The 19,497-nt window shown below is 37.2% G+C and carries 16 protein-coding genes and 1 other annotated feature; of the genes, 3 read left to right on the forward strand and 13 right to left on the reverse strand.

All coding sequences use genetic code 11. The features are described from left to right. Window positions 1–23: 23 nt before the first annotated feature. From O1A01_RS19315 to zapA, 10 genes are all read right to left on the reverse strand, one after another. Window positions 24–1,001, reverse strand: a complete 978-nt coding sequence (locus tag O1A01_RS19315) for an electron transfer flavoprotein subunit alpha/FixB family protein (protein ID WP_270064776.1) — start codon at window positions 999–1,001, stop codon at window positions 24–26. A gap of 39 nt (window positions 1,002–1,040) precedes the next feature. Beyond that, window positions 1,041–1,814: an electron transfer flavoprotein subunit beta/FixA family protein gene (locus tag O1A01_RS19320; RefSeq protein WP_066415440.1), complete on the reverse strand. Its 774-nt coding sequence runs from the start codon at window positions 1,812–1,814 to the stop codon at window positions 1,041–1,043. 66 nt (window positions 1,815–1,880) lie between these two features. Continuing rightward, window positions 1,881–2,654: an enoyl-CoA hydratase gene (locus tag O1A01_RS19325; RefSeq protein ID WP_270064777.1), complete on the reverse strand. Its 774-nt coding sequence runs from the start codon at window positions 2,652–2,654 to the stop codon at window positions 1,881–1,883. A gap of 46 nt (window positions 2,655–2,700) precedes the next feature. Continuing rightward, complete coding sequence (locus tag O1A01_RS19330; RefSeq protein ID WP_066415429.1) at window positions 2,701–3,285, reverse strand: fatty acid metabolism transcriptional regulator FadR; 585 nt, start codon at window positions 3,283–3,285, stop codon at window positions 2,701–2,703. Window positions 3,286–3,431: 146 nt separating this feature from the next. After that, window positions 3,432–5,108 carry a long-chain-fatty-acid--CoA ligase gene (locus tag O1A01_RS19335; protein ID WP_412766303.1) on the reverse strand — a complete coding sequence of 559 codons (1,677 nt, stop codon included), beginning with the start codon at window positions 5,106–5,108 and terminating at the stop codon, window positions 3,432–3,434. Window positions 5,109–5,564: 456 nt separating this feature from the next. Then, on the reverse strand, window positions 5,565–5,975 hold the full coding sequence (locus O1A01_RS19340; protein ID WP_066415425.1) for a DUF350 domain-containing protein: 411 nt from the start codon (window positions 5,973–5,975) through the stop codon (window positions 5,565–5,567). A 12-nt stretch (window positions 5,976–5,987) separates the two neighbouring features. Then, window positions 5,988–8,345 (reverse strand): endonuclease MutS2, encoded by a 2,358-nt coding sequence (locus O1A01_RS19345; protein ID WP_270064779.1) that lies wholly within the window; start codon window positions 8,343–8,345, stop codon window positions 5,988–5,990. Window positions 8,346–8,375: 30 nt separating this feature from the next. Then, window positions 8,376–10,097, reverse strand: coding sequence for a DNA polymerase/3'-5' exonuclease PolX (gene polX / locus O1A01_RS19350; protein ID WP_270064780.1), 1,722 nt, complete (start codon window positions 10,095–10,097; stop codon window positions 8,376–8,378). A gap of 119 nt (window positions 10,098–10,216) precedes the next feature. Further along, on the reverse strand, window positions 10,217–10,759 hold the full coding sequence (locus O1A01_RS19355; RefSeq protein ID WP_066415419.1) for a CvpA family protein: 543 nt from the start codon (window positions 10,757–10,759) through the stop codon (window positions 10,217–10,219). 5 nt (window positions 10,760–10,764) lie between these two features. After that, complete coding sequence (gene zapA, locus O1A01_RS19360) at window positions 10,765–11,019, reverse strand: cell division protein ZapA (protein WP_174522366.1); 255 nt, start codon at window positions 11,017–11,019, stop codon at window positions 10,765–10,767. A gap of 108 nt (window positions 11,020–11,127) precedes the next feature. Between zapA and rnhC the strand changes: the two genes are divergently transcribed. From rnhC to O1A01_RS19375, 3 genes are all read left to right on the forward strand, one after another. Beyond that, window positions 11,128–12,063, forward strand: coding sequence for a ribonuclease HIII (gene rnhC, locus O1A01_RS19365; RefSeq protein ID WP_270064781.1), 936 nt, complete (start codon window positions 11,128–11,130; stop codon window positions 12,061–12,063). A 69-nt stretch (window positions 12,064–12,132) separates the two neighbouring features. Next, window positions 12,133–12,786 (forward strand): hypothetical protein, encoded by a 654-nt coding sequence (locus tag O1A01_RS19370; protein WP_066415410.1) that lies wholly within the window; start codon window positions 12,133–12,135, stop codon window positions 12,784–12,786. Window positions 12,787–13,430: 644 nt separating this feature from the next. Next, window positions 13,431–14,606 (forward strand): glycoside hydrolase domain-containing protein, encoded by a 1,176-nt coding sequence (locus tag O1A01_RS19375; RefSeq protein ID WP_270064782.1) that lies wholly within the window; start codon window positions 13,431–13,433, stop codon window positions 14,604–14,606. 116 nt (window positions 14,607–14,722) lie between these two features. On the opposite strand, the gene pheT is transcribed toward O1A01_RS19375, so the two are convergent. The 3 genes from pheT to O1A01_RS19390 form a co-directional block, all read right to left on the reverse strand. After that, on the reverse strand, window positions 14,723–17,137 hold the full coding sequence (gene pheT, locus O1A01_RS19380) for a phenylalanine--tRNA ligase subunit beta (RefSeq protein WP_270064783.1): 2,415 nt from the start codon (window positions 17,135–17,137) through the stop codon (window positions 14,723–14,725). 18 nt (window positions 17,138–17,155) lie between these two features. Further along, window positions 17,156–18,190 carry a phenylalanine--tRNA ligase subunit alpha gene (gene pheS / locus O1A01_RS19385; protein ID WP_270064784.1) on the reverse strand — a complete coding sequence of 345 codons (1,035 nt, stop codon included), beginning with the start codon at window positions 18,188–18,190 and terminating at the stop codon, window positions 17,156–17,158. A gap of 66 nt (window positions 18,191–18,256) precedes the next feature. Further along, window positions 18,257–18,493 (reverse strand) — a binding site (T-box leader). An 85-nt stretch (window positions 18,494–18,578) separates the two neighbouring features. Then, window positions 18,579–19,496: an ABC transporter permease gene (locus O1A01_RS19390; protein WP_270064785.1), complete on the reverse strand. Its 918-nt coding sequence runs from the start codon at window positions 19,494–19,496 to the stop codon at window positions 18,579–18,581. Between the last annotated feature and the right edge of the window lies 1 nt (window position 19,497).

Below are 19,497 nucleotides of genomic sequence, written 5' to 3' on the forward strand. Positions count from 1 at the left end.
GATTTTCTCGCAGCATTTAGAAGTTAGGATGTCACTAATAATTTTTTAAACTCTTCTGTAAGCATCGGTACAACTTCGAATAAATCTCCGACAATTCCATAATCAGCTATTTTGAAAATGTTCGCTTCTGGATCTTTGTTAATTGCAACGATTACTTTTGAGTTAGACATACCAGCTAAATGTTGAATTGCTCCTGAAATTCCACAAGCAATATAAAGATCTGGTGTAACTACTTTACCTGTTTGACCAATTTGTAAAGAGTAATCACAATAGTCTGCGTCACAAGCACCACGGGAAGCACCAACCGCTGCTCCTAATACGTCTGCTAGCTCTTTTAACGGTTCAAAACCTTCCACGCTTTTCACACCACGCCCACCAGCAACTACCACTTTTGCTTCTGAAAGGTCCACACCATCTGTTGCTTTTCGTACTACTTCTTTAATAATTGTACGTAAATCTTTTACGTCTACACTTATAGAAGAAACTTCGCCTGTACGTGACTCATCCTTTTGCAAACTAGCAATATTGTTAGGACGTATTGTTGCAAAAATTAGTCCGTCAGTTACAATTTTCTTCTCAAATGCTTTTCCTGAATAAATTGGACGAGTAAATACTATATTTCCTCCAGCTTCTTCTATTTGTGTCGCATCTGAAATTAAACCAGAATTTAATCTTGAAGCAATTTTCGGTGATAAATCTTTTCCTAGCGCCGTATGACCGAAAATTAGTCCTTCAGGGCTTTCTTGCTCAATAACTGCCATTAACGCTTGAGCATAACCGTCAGATGTATACGCTTTTAAATTTTCGTGTTCTACTGTTACTACTCGATTTGCTCCGTAACTAACTAATTCTGTCGCTAGTGAAGAAACGCTATCTCCTAATAATACTGCAACAACTTCTCCACCTTCAGAAACTGTTTTACCCGCCGCGATTGCTTCAAATGATACATTACGTAAAGCCCCATCACGTACTTCTCCAAGAACTAATACCTTTCTACCCATGATTTCTCCTCCTCTTGAAAGATCTATTTTACGAATGAATTATATTACTTTCGCTTCATTTCTTAATGCTGTTACAAGCTCTTTCACTTGTTCTTCTAACTCACCTTGTAAAATGCGTCCTGCCTCTTTTTGTGGTGGTAAATATATTTCAATTGTCTTTGTTTTAGGCTCTACATCGTCTTCTTCTAAATCTAAATCATCTAACTCAAGTTCATCTAGCGGCTTCTTTTTCGCTTTCATAATTCCTGGTAAAGAAGGATAGCGAGGGTCGTTTAATCCTTGTTGTGCAGTCACTAATAACGGTAATGACGTTTCAATAATTTCCGAATCACCTTCTACGTCGCGCACAATCGTAACTTTCCCTCCATCAATTTCTAATTTTGTAATGGTAGTTACATAAGGAATGTTTAATAATTCTGCTACGCGTGGCCCTACTTGACCAGAACCACCATCAATCGCTACGTTTCCTCCTAGAATGATGTCTACTTCTTTTTCTTTAAGGAATTCTGCGATAATTTTCGCCGTTGTAAATTGGTCACCATTTTCCACATCATCTTCAATATTGATAAGGACTGCTTTATCTGCCCCCATCGCTAAAGCTGTTCTTAATTCTTTTTCAGCTTCTTCTGTCCCTACAGTCACGACTGTAACCTCTCCGCCATGAGCATCTCTTAATTGAATAGCTTCTTCCACTGCATACTCATCGTAAGGATTTATAATAAATTCTGCTCCATCTTCATTAATAGCACCATTTGAAACGGTAATTTTCTCTTCTGTATCAAAAGTTCTTTTAAGCAATACAAAAATATTCATAACTGTACCTCCTATTAAAAGATTAGATGAATTACTAACATTCAGATTATATATACTAAAAAAATATTACTTCCCTTTGAATTGTGGAGCTCTTTTTTCTAAAAAGGCGGCTATTCCTTCTTGACCATCTTCTGAAGTGAAGACTGTACCAAAATAGGAGGCTTCTTTATTTACACCTTCATAAAACAGCTCTGTTTTACTATATTTGCTTAAATCAATGACAGCAGCAGTTGTAATTGGACTTTTAGCAGCAACTTTTTTCGCCATTTTTAACGATTCATCAAATAACTCATCTTCTTCAAATGCTTTATTTGCTAGTCCCCATTGAACGGCTTCTTCCCCTGTAATTGGATCACTTGTTAACATTAATTCTAAAGCTTTCGGAGTACCAATCAGTCTCGGTAAACGTTGAGTACCAGCAAAGCCTGGAATTAATCCAAGTTGTAATTCTGGTAAACCTAATTTTGCTGTTTTTGAGACTAATCGAATATGGCAGCCCATTGCTAATTCTAATCCACCGCCTAATGCAGCACCGTGTATCGATGCAATAATAGGTTTTGAAAAGTTTTCCATACGTTCAAATAGTTGTTGACCATATTTTGCGAGTTCGGAAAATTGTTCACCTGTTGAAACAGTCGTAAACTCTTTAATATCTGCTCCAGCAGAGAAAAATCTTCCTTCTCCATGAAGTAGAATAACTCTTACATTATCGTTTTTTTCTAGTTCATCTAAAAGTAATTTAAGCTCTTTCAAAACTGAAGACGATAAAGCATTGGCAGGAGCACGACTAATAGTAACAACAGCTACATGCTCAATATCTTTCCATTTGAAAAATTCCATTCTCATCCCCACTTTCTATTGTATGTAACGTTTCGGGGCTAAAAATTTAAGCCCCAAAACCGTTGATTAATAGATTGTGAACTTTCGGAGCAAGTGTAGGTAAATCGTACTTTTGATCGTTCATTACCCATGAAGTAACCGTTTCATCAATCGTTCCGAAAACCATTTGCCTTGCTAATCGAACGTCTAAATCTTCTCTAAGCTCACCAGTTTCTATTCCAGCATGTAAAATACTATCTACTAATAATAAATAGCCTTTTAAAACTTCATTAATTTTCAAACGAAGCTCAAGATTAGACTGGCGTAATTCAAGCTGAGTAACGATAGCTAAATGATGATCCTCAGCTAGAATAGAGAAGTGTTTTTCTATTAACGTTAATAACTTCTCTTTTGCTGTTTCTTTTCCCTTTATTTCTTCTTCAATTTTTTCAATAAACAATCCCATTTTTTCTCGAAAAAGCGAGATTAAAATGTCTTCTTTATTTTTAAAATATAAGTATATCGTTCCATCTGCAACACCAGCCTGCTTCGCTATTTTGGATACTTGTGATTGATGATATCCTTTTTCAGCGATAACGATTACTGCAGCATCGATGATTTGTTTATACTTAGGCTTTTGTTGTTGTTTCAACCTTTTCGCTCCCTTACTGAAAAAATGAATGAATCATCATTCATATTCTCATAATAATGGATAAAAGTATTACTGTCAATCCTATCATACCATAATTTTTTCATTGCGAAAAAGAAAAAGATGATGTCTCCATCATCTAGAGGAACTTACTTTGCTATTCTTTCTTTCTCTTCCTCTACTAATGATCTTCTTAATATTTTTCCTACCGCTGTTTTCGGCAATTCATCTCTAAATTCATATATTTTTGGCACTTTATAAGCCGCTAAATGTTTTCTAGCGTATTGATCTAATTCATCCTCCGTCATTTCAGTACCAGCTTTTTTCACAATGTATGCTTTTACTGTTTCCCCTCTATAAGGATCTGGAATACCAGCTACTACAACTTCCTGTACTTTAGGGTGTTCGTACAATACTTCTTCTATTTCCCGCGGATATATATTAAAGCCACTTGCTATAATCATATCCTTTTTACGATCAACAACGTAAAAATAACCTCGGTCATCCATGTAACCTAAATCGCCAGTTAATAACCAGCCATCTTTTAAAACTGCTTCTGTTTCTTCTGGCTTATTCCAATAGCCCTTCATTACTTGTGGACCTTTAACTGCAATCTCTCCAATTTCACCAACTTCTGCTCTTTCTCCTGTTTCCATCGATAGTATTGCTGCGTCAGTGTTTGGCCATGGTAAACCGACACTACCTGAAACTCTTTCTCCCCATAAGAAGTTTGCATGGGTTACTGGAGAAGATTCTGTCAGGCCATATCCTTCCACTAATTTACCACCAGTAACTTTCTCAAATTGCTCCTGTACTTCAACTGGAAGTGGTGCTGACCCACTAATACAAGAATCAATGGACGACAAATCATACTTTTCAATATCAGGATGATTAAGTAAAGCAATATAAATTGTTGGTGCACCAGGAAATAAAGTTGGCTTATACTTTTGAATTAGCTTTAGCATCGTTGTAGCATCAAATTTAGGTACTAACACCATTTCGAATGCTTGCATAACAGATAAATTCATTACTGTTGTCATGCCGTAAACGTGGAAGAATGGTAGCACCCCTAGCACTACTTCCTCTGCTCTTTTACAGTTATACATCCATTTAACGCACATTTCTGTATTGGATACTAAGTTGTGATGGGTTAACATTACTCCTTTTGGAAAGCCGGTTGTTCCCCCAGTATATTGGAGAAGCGCTAAGTCTTCTTTCGGATTGACTTCCACATTCAACTGTTTCGCAGCTGTCCTGTTCATAATTTCAGTAAATAGGTGGTTATCCCCACTATGCTCAACTTTCACAACAATACCGTATTCCTTTTTTTGTACAAAAGGATATAATAAGTTTTTCGGAAAAGGTAAGTAATCTTTAATTCCAGTGACAATAACATGTCTTAACTTTGTTAGCGCTTTCACTTTTGACACTCTAGGATACAAAATATCGAGTGAAACAATCACTTCGGCACCACTGTCATTTAATTGGTATTCTAGCTCCCGTTCTGTATAAAGAGGGTTCGTTTGTACAACAATTCCTCCTGCTAAAAGAACTCCGTAATACCCAATAACAGCTTGTGGACAGTTTGGTAGCATAATAGCTACACGATCTCCTTTAGAAACACCAAGTCCCGATAAATAGTTTGCTAGCTTTAAAGATTGTTCGTACAATTCTTTGTACGTTAGTTTTTTCCCTAGAAAATGAATCGCAACTTTTTCGGGGAATTCCTCCGCTACATCCTTTAAAAACGATTGCAAACTACGTTCTGAGATTTCTATTTCTTTCGGTATTTCTGGTGGGTATTGAGAAACCCATGGTCTGTTCATTTCTCCCATCTTTCAACCTCCCTTTAAAAGTGAAATATCAATCATCCCCCAATGATTGTTACGTAGAACTAAGATGCAGGTGTTAGCGCCCACTTTCTCTAACCTATTGACTATGTTTGTTATGGACCGCTTCACCGGGAAACGGATATGTGCCTGTACTATTACATATGGCCTATATCAGTTTGTTATAGTATATCAAGAAGTCTTACAGAATTATAACACTTTTTTATATTTTTTAAAATTTTTCGCCAACATGTATACTGTTTTTTCCTAGTTGTAAAAGGTGAATGGTTGTGGAAAAAGAAAAAAGGTAGCAAGAGAGCCACCTTTTCATAACACTTTACTAAATAATGTTAAATAATTATACGATAAATAAATATACTATTCCAATTAAAATAAATACTGCACATAAGGCTAGTAATACTTTTGCTAAAGTTTCCATTAATTGAATTCTCCTTAACTACTTATGCTTGCCCCAATTACGAATGATAAACCTATCGAGATAATAAAAGATATGAAACCTACTGCGCGATTGTCGTTTTCGATTTCTTTATCAACATTAAACCGCGGTGTAAGAAATTCAAACATAAAATAAGCAAATAAGAGTAACACAAACCCGATTGTTCCCCAGCCTATCATCGCAAATAACGAGTCGTGGTCTTGTATGGAGAAACGGAAAATGTTAGCTATCCCTAACATTTTCCCACCAGTTGCCATCGCTACTGCAACATTTCCTTTTTTAATTTCTTCCCAATTTTTGTACTTCGTTACAATCTCGAAAATAGCTAAAAAAAGTACGATACACAATACTACAACACTAAAATTGGCCGCTGTCCGTACTATCTCCATTTCCCAAAAGTTTTCCATTACTTTCCCCCACTATTTAAATTCGACTACCGTAACACCAGTTCCACCTTCTGAAGCATCTCCGAACCGATAATTTTTAACGGATCGATGGTTCTTTAAATAATTTTGTACACCAGTTCGTAATGCGCCTGTTCCTTTACCATGAATAATCGAAACACGTGGATAACCAGCTAGTAATGCATCATCGATATATTTTTCTACACGTAATAAGGCATCCTCATATCGTTCTCCTCGTAAATCTAATTCTAGATTAACATGATAATCTTTCCCTCGAATAGTAGCTAACGGTTTTTTCTCCACTGGTTTTGGGCGATTTACGTACTGAAGGTCTTTCGTTTTGACTTTTATTTTTAAAATACCTACTTGCACTTGCCATTCTCTGTCGTTTACTTTTTCTACAAGGTTACCAGTCTGATTTAACGTTAGTACTTTTACTTCATCTCCAAGTTCTAACTGTTGTGTAGATTGTGGCGAAGTAGTTTTTTGCTTACTACCTTGTACAGATGGTACAGCATCCTCTAACCGTTTCTTTGCATCAATTAACTCATGCTCTTTTACATTTGCATGTTGCTCGAGACGCATTTTACGAAGTTCACGGATGATTTCTTCCGCTTCTTTCTTTGATTCCTCCACCATTTCTTCAGCTTTTTTCGCTGCTTTTTCGTACAATTTATCACGTTGCTCATTTAAATCAATTATTTGTTTTTGTAATTGATTATGCAATGTTTCCGCATCTTTACGTATTTGTTCTGCTTCTTTCCATTCTTTCTCTGCTCTTTTTTGACTGTCCTCTAAAGAGGCAATCATATTTTCGACTGTATTGCTCTCATCACTTACAAAGCTTTTAGCTCTCTGAATAATATCTCCTTGTAAGCCAAGTCGTTTTGAAATTTCGAATGCATTACTTCTACCAGGAACGCCGATTAATAATCGGTATGTGGGACTTAATGTTTCAATGTCAAATTCGACACTAGCGTTTACCACTCCTGCTCGGTTATAGCCATAAGCTTTTAACTCTGGATAATGGGTTGTAGCTACAACTCGCGCACCCTTTTGATACACTTCGTCTAAAATGGATATCGCTAGAGCGGCCCCTTCTTGCGGATCCGTTCCTGCACCTAGTTCATCAAATAGCACTAAACTTTCATCATCTACATCTTTTAAAATATCAACTATGTTCACCAAATGAGAAGAAAACGTACTTAAGCTTTGTTCAATTGATTGCTCGTCACCGATGTCTGCAAAAACTTTTGAGAAAACAGCTACTTCTGATCCGTCTTGAGCTGGTATTTGTAAACCTGATTGTGCCATTAACGTTAATAACCCTATCGTTTTAATGGTTACCGTTTTACCACCAGTATTAGGACCGGTAATAACGATTGACGTATAATCTTTCCCCAACACGATATCATTCGGGACTACTTCATCATCAGAAATAAGCGGATGTCTTGCTTGCAGCATTCTAACATAGCCGTCGTTATTAACAGTAGGTTTCGTGCCACGTATATGCTTACCATATTTTGCTTTTGCAAACATAAAATCAATCTCGGCTAGAATAACGACATTACTAGTAAGCTCTTCAGCAACTTCCGCCACTTGTAAAGAAAGCTCTCGTAATATCCGATCAATTTCCTGCTTTTCTTTCACCTTCGCTTCTTGCAATGTATTATTTAAATCTACGACTTGCTGTGGCTCGATAAATAAAGTCGCTCCTGAAGAAGATTGATCGTGAACAATGCCACCGTATGCTCCGCGGTATTCTTGCTTTACCGGTAGCACATAACGTTCATTTCTAATGGTAACGATAGCATCAGATAACATTTTTTGTGCATTAGAAGAACGTAGCATACTATCTAGCTTTTCTCGTATTCTTGATTCTGTTGAGCGTAGCTGCTGCCTAATTCCACGTAATTTATCACTGGCACCGTCTAACATTTCACCATGATCATCGATACACGTTTTTATTGCTCTTTCTACTTCTGGAAGGGCAACCAAATCTTCAATGAGTTGTTGTAATATCGGAACTTTTATTTCATCTTCAAGTAATGCTTCCATAAACTTTTTTAATTGTCTCGTTGCATATATCGTTCCAGCTACTTCTAGCAACTCTTGTGCATGAAGCGCGCCACCTAATTGAGCTCTTTTGGCGTGAGCTCGTATATCTTTTATTCCTCCTAGTGGGACTTCTCCTTTTAAGCGGATAATTGTAGCAGCTTCATCTGTTTGCAACTGACTATTTTTCACCTCTTCAAAATCGGAAGAAGGTAATAACGAATCTACTTTTTCTTTACCTAATGAAGAGGCCGTAAACTCTCTTAACTTTTCTTTTACTTTATTGAATTCTAATACTTTAAACGTTCTAGGCTGCACTTGATTACTCCCTTCTTCGTAAATAGCTATTCACGAATGGTGTCTATTTAAAAACTTCTTTAATTGTTCTATATCCCACGTATTAATAACACTCTCTTTTTTAATCCAACCTTTACGAGCGGTAGCAACACCTAGCGGCATATCTTCCAACATTTCTAAACTATGTGCATCGGTGTTAATAACGATCTTCACATCATTATCTTGTGCTAGCTTAACATGATGACTCGTTAAATCTAAGCGGTGAGGGTTAGCATTTAACTCGAGTGCTGTATTTGTTTCTTTAGCAAGCTGTATTAACATTTCAATGTCGACATCATAACCGGCACGTTGACCGATTATCCTACCTGTCGGATGAGCAATAATATCAACATGGAAGCTTTCGAGTGCTATTTTTAACCGTTCCATTATTTTTTCTCGATTTTGCGAGAAGCTTGAATGAATAGAGGCAATGACGATATCCATTTCTTCTAGTAGTTCATCGTCATAATCAAGAGTAGCATCTGGAAGTATATCCATCTCTACCCCTGCTAAAATCGTAATATCATCATATTTTTCATTCAGTATTTTAATTTGTTCTCTTTGTTCCTTTAATCGCTCCGGTGTTAATCCGTTAGCAACTTTTAAATAACGCGAATGGTCGGTTATTGCCATATATTGATAGCCTTTAGCACGACAAGCATTCACCATCTCTTCAAGTGTATAGGCACCATCACTCCATGTTGTATGCATATGGAGATCGCCTTTTATGTCTTCTAACCGAATGAGCGGTAGATGTCCGTTCACTAATGCATAATCTACCTCAGTTCCGTCTTCACGAATTTCTGGAGGAATAAACGGTAATTGAAAGTGTTGGAAAAAAGCTTCTTCGGAATCAAAGTGTAGCACCTCTTCTGTTTCTGTCACTTCAACGCCATATTCACTAATTTTTTCTCCACGCTCTTTCGCTAATTGACGCATCCGAACGTTATGGTCTTTTGAACCTGTAAAATGGTGTAAAGTCGTTGCAAAGCTTTTCTTTTCTACTAAACGAAAATCGACTGATACATCATAGTCGTACTTTAATACAATGGAAACTTTTGTATCACCATTTGAAATAATTTCGCTAACTCGCTCCATTTGTACGAGCTGTTCTCTCACTTTCTCTGGAGTGTTAGTAGCAATAATATAATCTAGATCCTTAATTGTTTCCCGGTATCTTCTTAAACTACCTGCACGTTCAAACTGTTCAATGTGAGTCATGTTTGAAACTTGCTTTTCGATATCTTCGGCAATCATCATCATAAAAGCAATCGGTAATCGTTCTGGCCGTTTTCCTACCTCTTCAATTGCAACTAAAATTTTCTCTTCTGTTTTTTTTCCAAAACCAGCTAGCGCTTGTACTTTCTCTTGCTCACACGCTTCTTTTAACGTATGAATATCTACTACGTTTAACTCTTGATATAGTTTCGCAATTTTCTTACCGCCTAGGCCAGGAAGTTTTAGTAAGGGGATTAGCCCTTCTGGAACTTCTTTTTGCAATTCCTCTAAAACAGATGATTTCCCTTCCGCTAATAGTTCTTGTATAACACTAGCAGTACCTTTCCCGATTCCAGGTAATTTTGTTACATCTTCTATTTGTTCCATACTACGGTCATCGTTTTCTAACGCTGCTGCGGCCTTTCGGAAAGCAGATATTTTAAAAGTATTTTCACCTTTTAATTCCATATAAATCGCAATCGTCTCTAAATAGCGAACGATTTGTTTTTTATTCATTTCTACTCCAACCTTTCTTTCCAAAGGATTCAATAAGTTAATGATACAAATATTTTCCCCTCAAGTACAATATTCCATAGTAATAGGAAAAACTCCTCTACTTTTTTGCAGAGGAGTTCCTACATTGCCATATAACCAATCCAAAGCTCTTTTAATTTAGTAGAAAAGACAGGTGTATGTTCAACAATACTTTTAGCCATAGACGAATCGCTAATAGAAGCTTGAACAGCATCTAACGGCACTAATGCACCTATGTAAAGTAAAACAAAGACAAGTAAATACACTTCTACAAATCCTAATATTCCTCCAGCCCACCCATTGACCGTTTTTAATATCGGTAAATGCGCTAAGAAATCTAACATTGATCCAATAATTTGAAAGGCAATTCTTGATCCGAAGAATAAAAGTGCAAAAGCAATGGCACGATAATAAGCAACGTCTAAGTTAGTCGCTTCAAACAAAAGTACTGCTGAGGCAGGGTCTCCAAAACTAGGCATCGGAACCCATAGCTTTAAGTTTGGGGCGAGTTTCTCATAAAAAATAAATGCAACGAGAAATGCGCCAATAAAGCCTGATAAATGTACAACCTGCATAATAAAACCGCGGCGTACACCTACAATTAACCCTAAAATAAATAAAAAGATGATGATTATATCGAGCATCGTAGTCAATCCCTCTTTTTCAATTCTCTTTCAAGCGTATCATAAGCATCCTTTAATTGAATATACTCATGCACGACATTCACTGCTGTTAATACTGCTAATTTATTTATATCTAAATTTGGATTTTTACCATTGATTTCTCTCATTTTTTCATCGACAATGGAAGCAACGAGCCTAATATGACTTATACTTTCCGTACCAACAATGGAATATTGCTGTCCATAAATGTCAACCGTTGTACGTGTTTTATTATCTGACAAAACATATGCCCCCATTTCACCAATCCTAAATCTTATAATAACACGAACTAACTTTATGTGGAAAGTAATTTAAAAACATTGTAAATTTTTGTTGTAGGAGTGACGAATTTGTCCAACCAAGTGTTAATTGTAGATAAGAATACGATGAAAAAAATGCAATCATATTACGAACCAAGCTCTACCGGAAAAATCCCTCCAGGTGGAGTGTTTGCAGCAAAAACTAGCGGATGTTCCATAACTGGCTATAAATCTGGGAAAGTGCTGTTTCAAGGGAGAGATGCTAGTAATGAAGTTGGAAAATGGGGTAGCGTAAATAACGTTTCACCAAACGCAAAAAGCACTACCTCCATTATGAAAAAGACTTCATTACCTAGTAATTTCGCTAACCTATCAGTTATCGGATCTGATGAGGTTGGTACAGGTGACTTTTTCGGTCCCATCACGGTTTGTGCGGCGTATGTTCGTCAAGAAGATATGGACATTTTAAAGCACGCCGGAGTAAAAGATTCGAAAGCACTAACTGATGAAAAAATCATAGGGATCGCACGTGAAATAATACCTTTCGTTCCATATAGCTTACTCGTATTACATAATGAAAAATATAATAAAATGCAACAAACAGGGATGACTCAAGGTAAAATGAAAGCACTATTACATAATAAAGCATTAGAAAATGTGTTAAATAAAATAAGTCCTGAAAAACCAGACGCCATTTTAATTGACCAGTTTGCAGAAGAGAATGTGTATTATAGACATTTAACAGGTCAAAAGACCATTGTAAAAGAAAATGTGTATTTTCAAACGAAAGCAGAAGGCCTGCATTTATCTGTAGCTGCTGCCTCGATCATTGCGCGTTATGCATTTTTAAAAGAGATGGATAAATTAAGTGAAGTGGCTCAGTTAACGATTCCAAAAGGAGCAGGGGCAATCGTAGATCAAGCTGCTGCAAAAGTAATTAAAAAACATGGTGAAGGCATGTTATGGCAGCTCGCTAAAGTCCACTTCGCTAATAGTGAAAAAGCTAAAAGACTGGCAAGAAAATAACTGTATGAAGCAGCCTCTCTTTTCACAATCTATGATGGAATAGATTTTTTAAAAAAGGAGGTTGCTTTCATGATATATAGAAGACTTTTTATCGTAATGGTACTTGGAATCTTTACTTTTTCTTTAACTGCATGTGGTGGCGGAGATACGAATACCCCAGCACCACCAACGGAAGAAACAGAAAATGGTGCTGGAACTGATTTAACGGAGGACACAGAAGAAGGGCAGCAGAACCAAGAGGATAACTTAGGGAAGCGTTCGAACCCAGTACCTATGGGGCAAACGGTCACTATTGATGAAGTTATTTATGACGATGATTCAAATCCACATGATGCAAAAGTATCCGTTACATTATTAGACGTAACTCGTGGGCAAGAAGCTTGGGAAATTATTGAGGCAGAAAATCAGTTTAATGAGCCTCCAGCAGAAGGCTATGAATATGCGCTTGTTGAAGTACATTTAACTGTGGAAGAGGCGGATACTCAAGATTATGCACTTTTTGTTACGGACGGCTGGAACATTCAATTTGTTTCGGATGATGGTAAAGCTTATGAGTTTGATCCGAATTATTCCGTTGTAGTGCCTAATGCTTTTGAAGGGAATTTGTATGAAGGTGCGGAGCTGACCGGATATGCGGTCCAGCATGTAAGAGAGGGAGATAACTTTTTAGTAAAATATAGCTCCAATGCAATGAAGGATACGTTTTTTTCGATTGATGAGTAACGATTAAAAGTTAGAGAATATCTCTCTAACTTTTTTGTTTATAACTTAAGTCTACCTTGAAAATAACATGGTAGCATTAAGTTAGTCCGTTTCACTGCGCTTCAGGCATGTGCTTTCCGCGGGGAGAAACGGAAGCCTCCTCGGGCTGCGCCCTGTGGGGTCATCCGATCCGATTCCTCTTCTTCCCGCAGGAGTCACATACCTTCCGCTCGGTTCCACTCACAGTACTAAACATTGGAAGGTAAACTTCTAGAACGGGATAAGACTTTCCTCATTTTCATATACCATGGTGTAAATTTAGCTGCTCGTATGGAGGTCTACCTTGGAAATAGGCCAGTTGTCAAAAGTTAGTCGGTTTCACTGACGGTTCTAAATCTTGAAAGGTAAAATATTGAAGCAATTCTAAGGTGATTCATTCAACTCCATTCGGCATGATACGATATTTCATTTCCATGTATGTCTCCAAGGACAAAATACCTTTATCATTACTTATTCACCAATTTTCCTTCCACAAAATTTGTTGGGAAAAACACATAGTTAGTCCATCCCTCATATGCAACATTTACCAGACTTAAAACAGGCCTTTTGGTACACACACTTTTCTGCTTGCATACGTACTATGCAAAAGGAAAGGATGTGAGAAGATGAGGAATGGACAACAACTAACTATAATTGCTGTTGTTTTCTTTTTGTTTATATCGACGTTTGCCATTATTTCTTATAACAAACTCGAGAAAACGGTTGGGAAATTAATTCCCGTTGAAGAAGTAGTAAACAATAACGGCAATGGTTCGACCAACGATTCATCTGATCAAACTATTTCAAATAATATCGATAACAATATTAACGGTGGATCAAATGCAACGATTGATAACAACGTTGAAAATAACATTGAAGGAAATGTAAACGGCAACGTTGGAAACGACATTCAAAATGATGTGAATGTTGATGGAGAAGCTTCATTAGATAATAACGTTTCTAATAATATCTCTGTCCAAGTGGATGTGAACGTTTCAAATAACGTAAACAATAATGTTGTAAGTAGAGATAGTGGAAACGATAATGATGGTGGCGATAACGGTAACGGAAATGGTGATAATGGAGACGGGAACGGTAATGGCAACGGAAACGGTGAAGACAGTAACAAGGATGATGAAGAAAGGCCCGAAATCGTTTGGGGAGTAGACTCTGCGAGTGAAACGACAGAAGAGTTTTACGCTTGTGTACGTGAGAACTTTGGTGAACCTTTAGTTTGGGGAAGATATCTTGGTAACGTGGATGGTGTTTCTTTCGGCTTAACTTCTGAACAAGTGGAGTTAATTCATAGTGAAGGAGCAGAAATTTTATTAATTCACAACCAATTTAATGATGCAACAGGCTATGACAATGGAGCACAGCAAGCAGAACTAGCTATCGAACTAGCTCAAGAATTAGACGCTCCTGAAGGGGTAGCCATTTTTGCCAATATTGAACCATTTTTTAATGTAGATGCTGACTTTATTACAGGCTGGTACGACGTTATCTCAGATTCTGAATACATCCCTGGTATTTACGGTATTTTCGACCCTGAAAGAGAGCTTTATGTACAATTTAATGCTGCTGCAGATGAAAATGGAGATATTCGTGAAAATACGTATTTATGGACAGCAGCACCAAACGTTGGGATAACAACAGAAGCAGAAGCACCAGACTATGAACCTATTGGACCGGAAGATGCACTTATCATCGGTTGGCAATATGGGCTAGATGCAGAAACTTGTAATATTGATACGAATCTTTTTGAAGGAGAAAAGCTTGACGTGCTTTGGGGTAGAGATTAATTAAGATTCAGCCATAAATGTTAATAGAAATGTAAAAGACCTATCCAATAGCCCTAAGAAGTTAGCTTCCACTCTAACTTGTTGGGTGTTGTACCATTTGGATAGGTCTTTTTTAATTAACTTCTTAACGTTGCTCCAAACTGCTCTTCTAATGCTGCTAACACTTTTTCATGAACTTTCGTTACTTCTTCATCCGTTAACGTATGCTCTGGGTGATAGTAACGTAAGGAGTAAGCGACTGATTTTTTATCTTCCGCAATTTTGTCTCCTTCGTATAAATCAAAAATACGAACTTCTTTTAATAAGCTACCTCCTGCAGTCCGAATTACTTTTTCTAAGTCACCAGCAGGTGTAGAACGATCAATTACAAGCGCAATATCGCGGCTAATTGATGGGAATCGCGGAATTGGCTCATATTTTATTTCTTCCGTTTCTATATTTAAAATTGTTTGAAGTGCTAGTTCAAAAACATATGTTTCTGGAAGGTCTAACTCTTTTAACGTTTCTGGGTGCAACTGACCTACATAACCAACGACATCATCATTCAATAATATTTCTGCCGTACGTCCAGGATGTAATTGGTCTAGCTCGACACGACGGTATGTTACTCGCTCCGTTAAACCTAACATTTCAAACATGCCGTCTAAAATACCTTTAGCAACGTAGAAATCTACCGCTTTTTTCTCACCTTGCCATTGGTGTGAATGCCAAAGACCAGTTAACACACCAGAAAGACGTTCTTTTTCTTCTGGTAACTCTTCTCCTTCTTTTCCAACGAAAACAGAACCTATTTCGTAAATAGAGTTAGCGTGAGTTTGGCGAGCAATATTGTGCTGAACGACTTCAAGCAAATGTGGAACTAAACTTAAACGAAGCGTACTTCTTTCTTCACTCATTGGCATTGCTAGCACAATTTCTTTTCCATCTTCTATTGCGAACTGCTTCGCACGCTCTTTACTTGTAAGGGAATACGTAATGGTTTGTAGCAATCCTGCTCCTTCTAAGAAACTACGTACTTTACGGCGTTTCGCTTGATATGTTGATAACACACCCGGTGTTGCAGCACTAATAGGAAGTGTTGTTGGAATGTTATCATAACCATATAGGCGGGCAACTTCTTCTACAAGGTCTTCTTCAATCGTAATATCACCACGTCTAGTAGGAACTGTTACCGTAAACGTTTCGTTATCTTCCACTACTTCAAATTTCAAGTTTTCAAAAATAGCCTTTACTTCACTTGCCGTTACAGACGTGCCTAAAACACTATTGATTTTAGATAGAGTAGTTGTAACTACTTTTGGCTCATAAGCAATTGTGTTTACTTCTACACTTCCTGCTAATACTTCACCACCAGCGAATTCAGCCATTAATGCTGCTGCTCTTTCCGCTGCCTCATGTGTACGATTCGGATCAATACCTTTTTCAAAGCGTGCACTTGCTTCACTTCTTAGTCCGTGATCTTTTGAAGCTCGTCTAACAGTAGTCCCTTTAAAGTATGCAGACTCAATTAGTACAGTTGTTGTATCAGACTGAACTTCAGAGTTCAACCCACCCATTACACCTGCTAGTGCTATTGGTTCTGTTCCATTTGTAATAACAAGATGTTCAGAAGATAATGTTCTTTCTGCATCGTCTAACGTGACAATTTTCTCTTTTTCTGTTGCACGACGAACTAAAATTTCTTTACTACCTAGTCTGTCATAATCAAAAGCGTGTAACGGTTGACCGTATTCTAATAAAATGTAATTTGTAATATCTACTACATTATTATGCGGGCGAATTCCAGCAGCCATTAAGCGTGTTTGCATCCATAATGGCGAAGGACCTATTTTTACGTTTTGAACGATTTTCGCAACGTATAGTGGGTTATCTTCTTCTGCCTCGACTTTAACAGAAATGTAATTGGACGCTTGTTCTTCACTTACGTCATAAGAACTTTTTGGCCATTTTACTTCATTTCCTAAAATTGCACCCACTTCATAAGCAACACCTAACATACTTAAACAGTCTGAACGGTTTGGTGTTAAACCTAGCTCTAGAACATAATCGTTACGGCTTAAGTATGCGAGCGCGTCTGTGCCAACTTCCACATCATGTGGGAATACGAAAATTCCTTCAGAAAATTCTTTTGCTACTAGTTTAGACTCTATTCCTAATTCTTGTAACGAGCAAATCATACCGTTCGATTCTTCGCCGCGTAGTTTTGCACGTTTAATTTTAAAATTGCCAGGTAATACTGCTCCTACTTTCGCAACCGCAACCTTTTGTCCTTTGTCTACATTTGGAGCACCACAAATAATTTGAACAGGTGCTTCCTCTCCTACATCTACTAAACATTTATTAAGTTTATCTGCATTCGGATGTTGCTCACGTTCTAAAACGTGGCCAATTACAACACCTTTAATTCCTTCGTTTAAAACATCTACACCTTCAACTTCAATCCCGCTACGTGTAATACGTTCTGCTAATTCATCTGCACTGACTCCATTTAAGTCAACATATTCATTCAGCCAATTATATGAAACTAACATTAGACTCTCTCCCTTCTATTACGCTCTATTCCATTGAGTGTTAAAACGTTGGTCGTTCGTATAAAAATGACGAATATCATCAATTCCGTACTTCAGCATTGCAATACGCTCAGGGCCCATTCCGAATGCAAACCCTTGATATTTTTTAGAATCATAACCTGCCATTTCTAACACGTTAGGATGAACCATTCCAGCACCTAAAATTTCAATCCAGCCTGTTTGTTTACAAACGTTACATCCTTTTCCACCACATTTTGCACAAGAAACATCTACTTCTACTGACGGTTCAGTGAATGGGAAAAAGCTTGGGCGTAAGCGAATTTCACGATCTTCACCAAACATCTTTTTCGCAAATACTTCTAACGTTCCTTTTAAATCACTCATTCGAATGTTTTCATCTACTACTAACCCTTCAATTTGTGTAAATTGATGAGAGTGTGTCGCATCATCATCGTCTCGACGATACACTTTACCAGGACAAATTATTTTAATCGGTCCTTTTCCTTCGTTTTTCTCCATTGTACGAGCTTGTACTGGGGAAGTATGTGTGCGAAGTAATGTATCTTCCGTAATATAGAAAGAGTCTTGCATATCGCGAGCTGGGTGATCTTTCGGTAAGTTTAGTGCTTCAAAGTTATAATAATCTTTTTCTACTTCTGGCCCTTCGGCAATTTGATAACCCATTCCTAAAAATAGATCTTCAATTTCCTCTACTACTTTTGTTAACGGATGTTTATTACCTGTACGTACAGGTCTACCTGGCAACGTAACATCTATAGATTCGGAAGCTAGCTTTTCAGCAACCGCCGCTTTTTCTAACATCTCTACTTTTGCTTCCAATTGAGTTGCAATAGCCTCACGTACTTCATTTGCGAGTGCCCCCATTTTCGGTCTTTCCTCAGCAGAAAGTTTCCCCATACCACGTAAAATTTCCGTGATTGGTCCTTTTTTCCCTAAATATGCAACACGAACATCATTCAATTCTTTTAAATTTTTTGCATCACTAACTTCTTGAAGAGCTTGTTGTTGTAGCTCTTTTAAACGTTGTTCCATTTCAAATGCCTCCTTTTATTTTTATGTAATAGGTGTTTTTAAGCAAAATAAAAAACCCGCCCCTATAGAAGGGACGAGTTTAAATCGCGTTACCACCCTAATTAACTAAACAAAAAAACGTTTTAGTTCACTTCATTCCTATAACGGCTTTTCACCGGTACACCTTTACAGTTATTACTGGTCCAAGTGCCAACTCAAGAGATGAAATTTTCATTTACTACTTTCCATAAAAATGCTTTCAGTCATTGGCATTTTCTCCCTAGATGGCGCATGTAAATTACTTGCCTCTATCATCGTTTTAAATTATTATATTGTAATCATTTCTTATTATATGAAATGTTTTCGTTTCTTGCAACTAAGTCTCGAAATAATACGGGAATTGTAATGGCTACATATGACCGTCACGACGAAGGAAATACTTTTTTGCTCCCTCACCAATTAAATTAAACATAAATGTTATATACATGATGGCTATTACTGGTACTAACACAAGCCAAGGGGCACTATGCATTTCTTTCTTAATTCCATTCAGCATCGTTGCCCAATTATACCCTGTGTTTTCCAGAAAACCAAATGGGGGTCCCATAGAACTTAACAATGGACCTGTTTGCACAAACTGTTGAGTAACAAAGATAGAAAAGATCCCAAGTTGGGCTACTAGTATCGTAACTCTTCCTAAATCCATGAAAAAATGAATAACAATAGTAGGAATCAAATAAGGAAAAACATGTTGCAATATTAGTTGAGAATCCTTTGCACCTTGAACCTTTGAAGCAAGCGTAAATTCTTTTTGTAAAGTATTATAACCTTGCTCCTGGATAATATAGCTTACACGACCAACTTCTAAGAGAGCTATAATTAGTATTACCAACGTATATCTATTTTCGGCAAAAATAATAAATGGCATATTAATTAAGAATATTCCTGCTAGTAATGTCGGAATACTAGAAAACAGGGCATTCCATCCTCCTACAAGCCAGTTTGACAACCCATCCTTTTTGGAGGCATATAACCCTAAAGGAACAGCAATGAGATAGCGTAAGAGTGTTATGGAAAATATAATAAGTAAAGTCTCCTTCGTTCCAACTAATATTAGACTTAGTAAATCCCTTCCATCTGAATCAGATCCCAACTTATAATTAAGCGTATTAGGAGGAAATGGTGCCTTTAATATCTTTCCTTCTTCGAACTGAATTCTTTCTTCTACTAATCTTTCTTCATTTACAACACTTGGAGTAATAATCATGATGAATATTAAGAACAATAGCATAGTTAATCCAACAATCAGCAGGTAGTTTCTTTTCATA

Origin of the sequence: Sutcliffiella sp. NC1, from assembly GCF_027594365.1 — a bacterium.
Lineage (GTDB): Bacteria > Bacillota > Bacilli > Bacillales > Bacillaceae_I > Sutcliffiella > Sutcliffiella cohnii.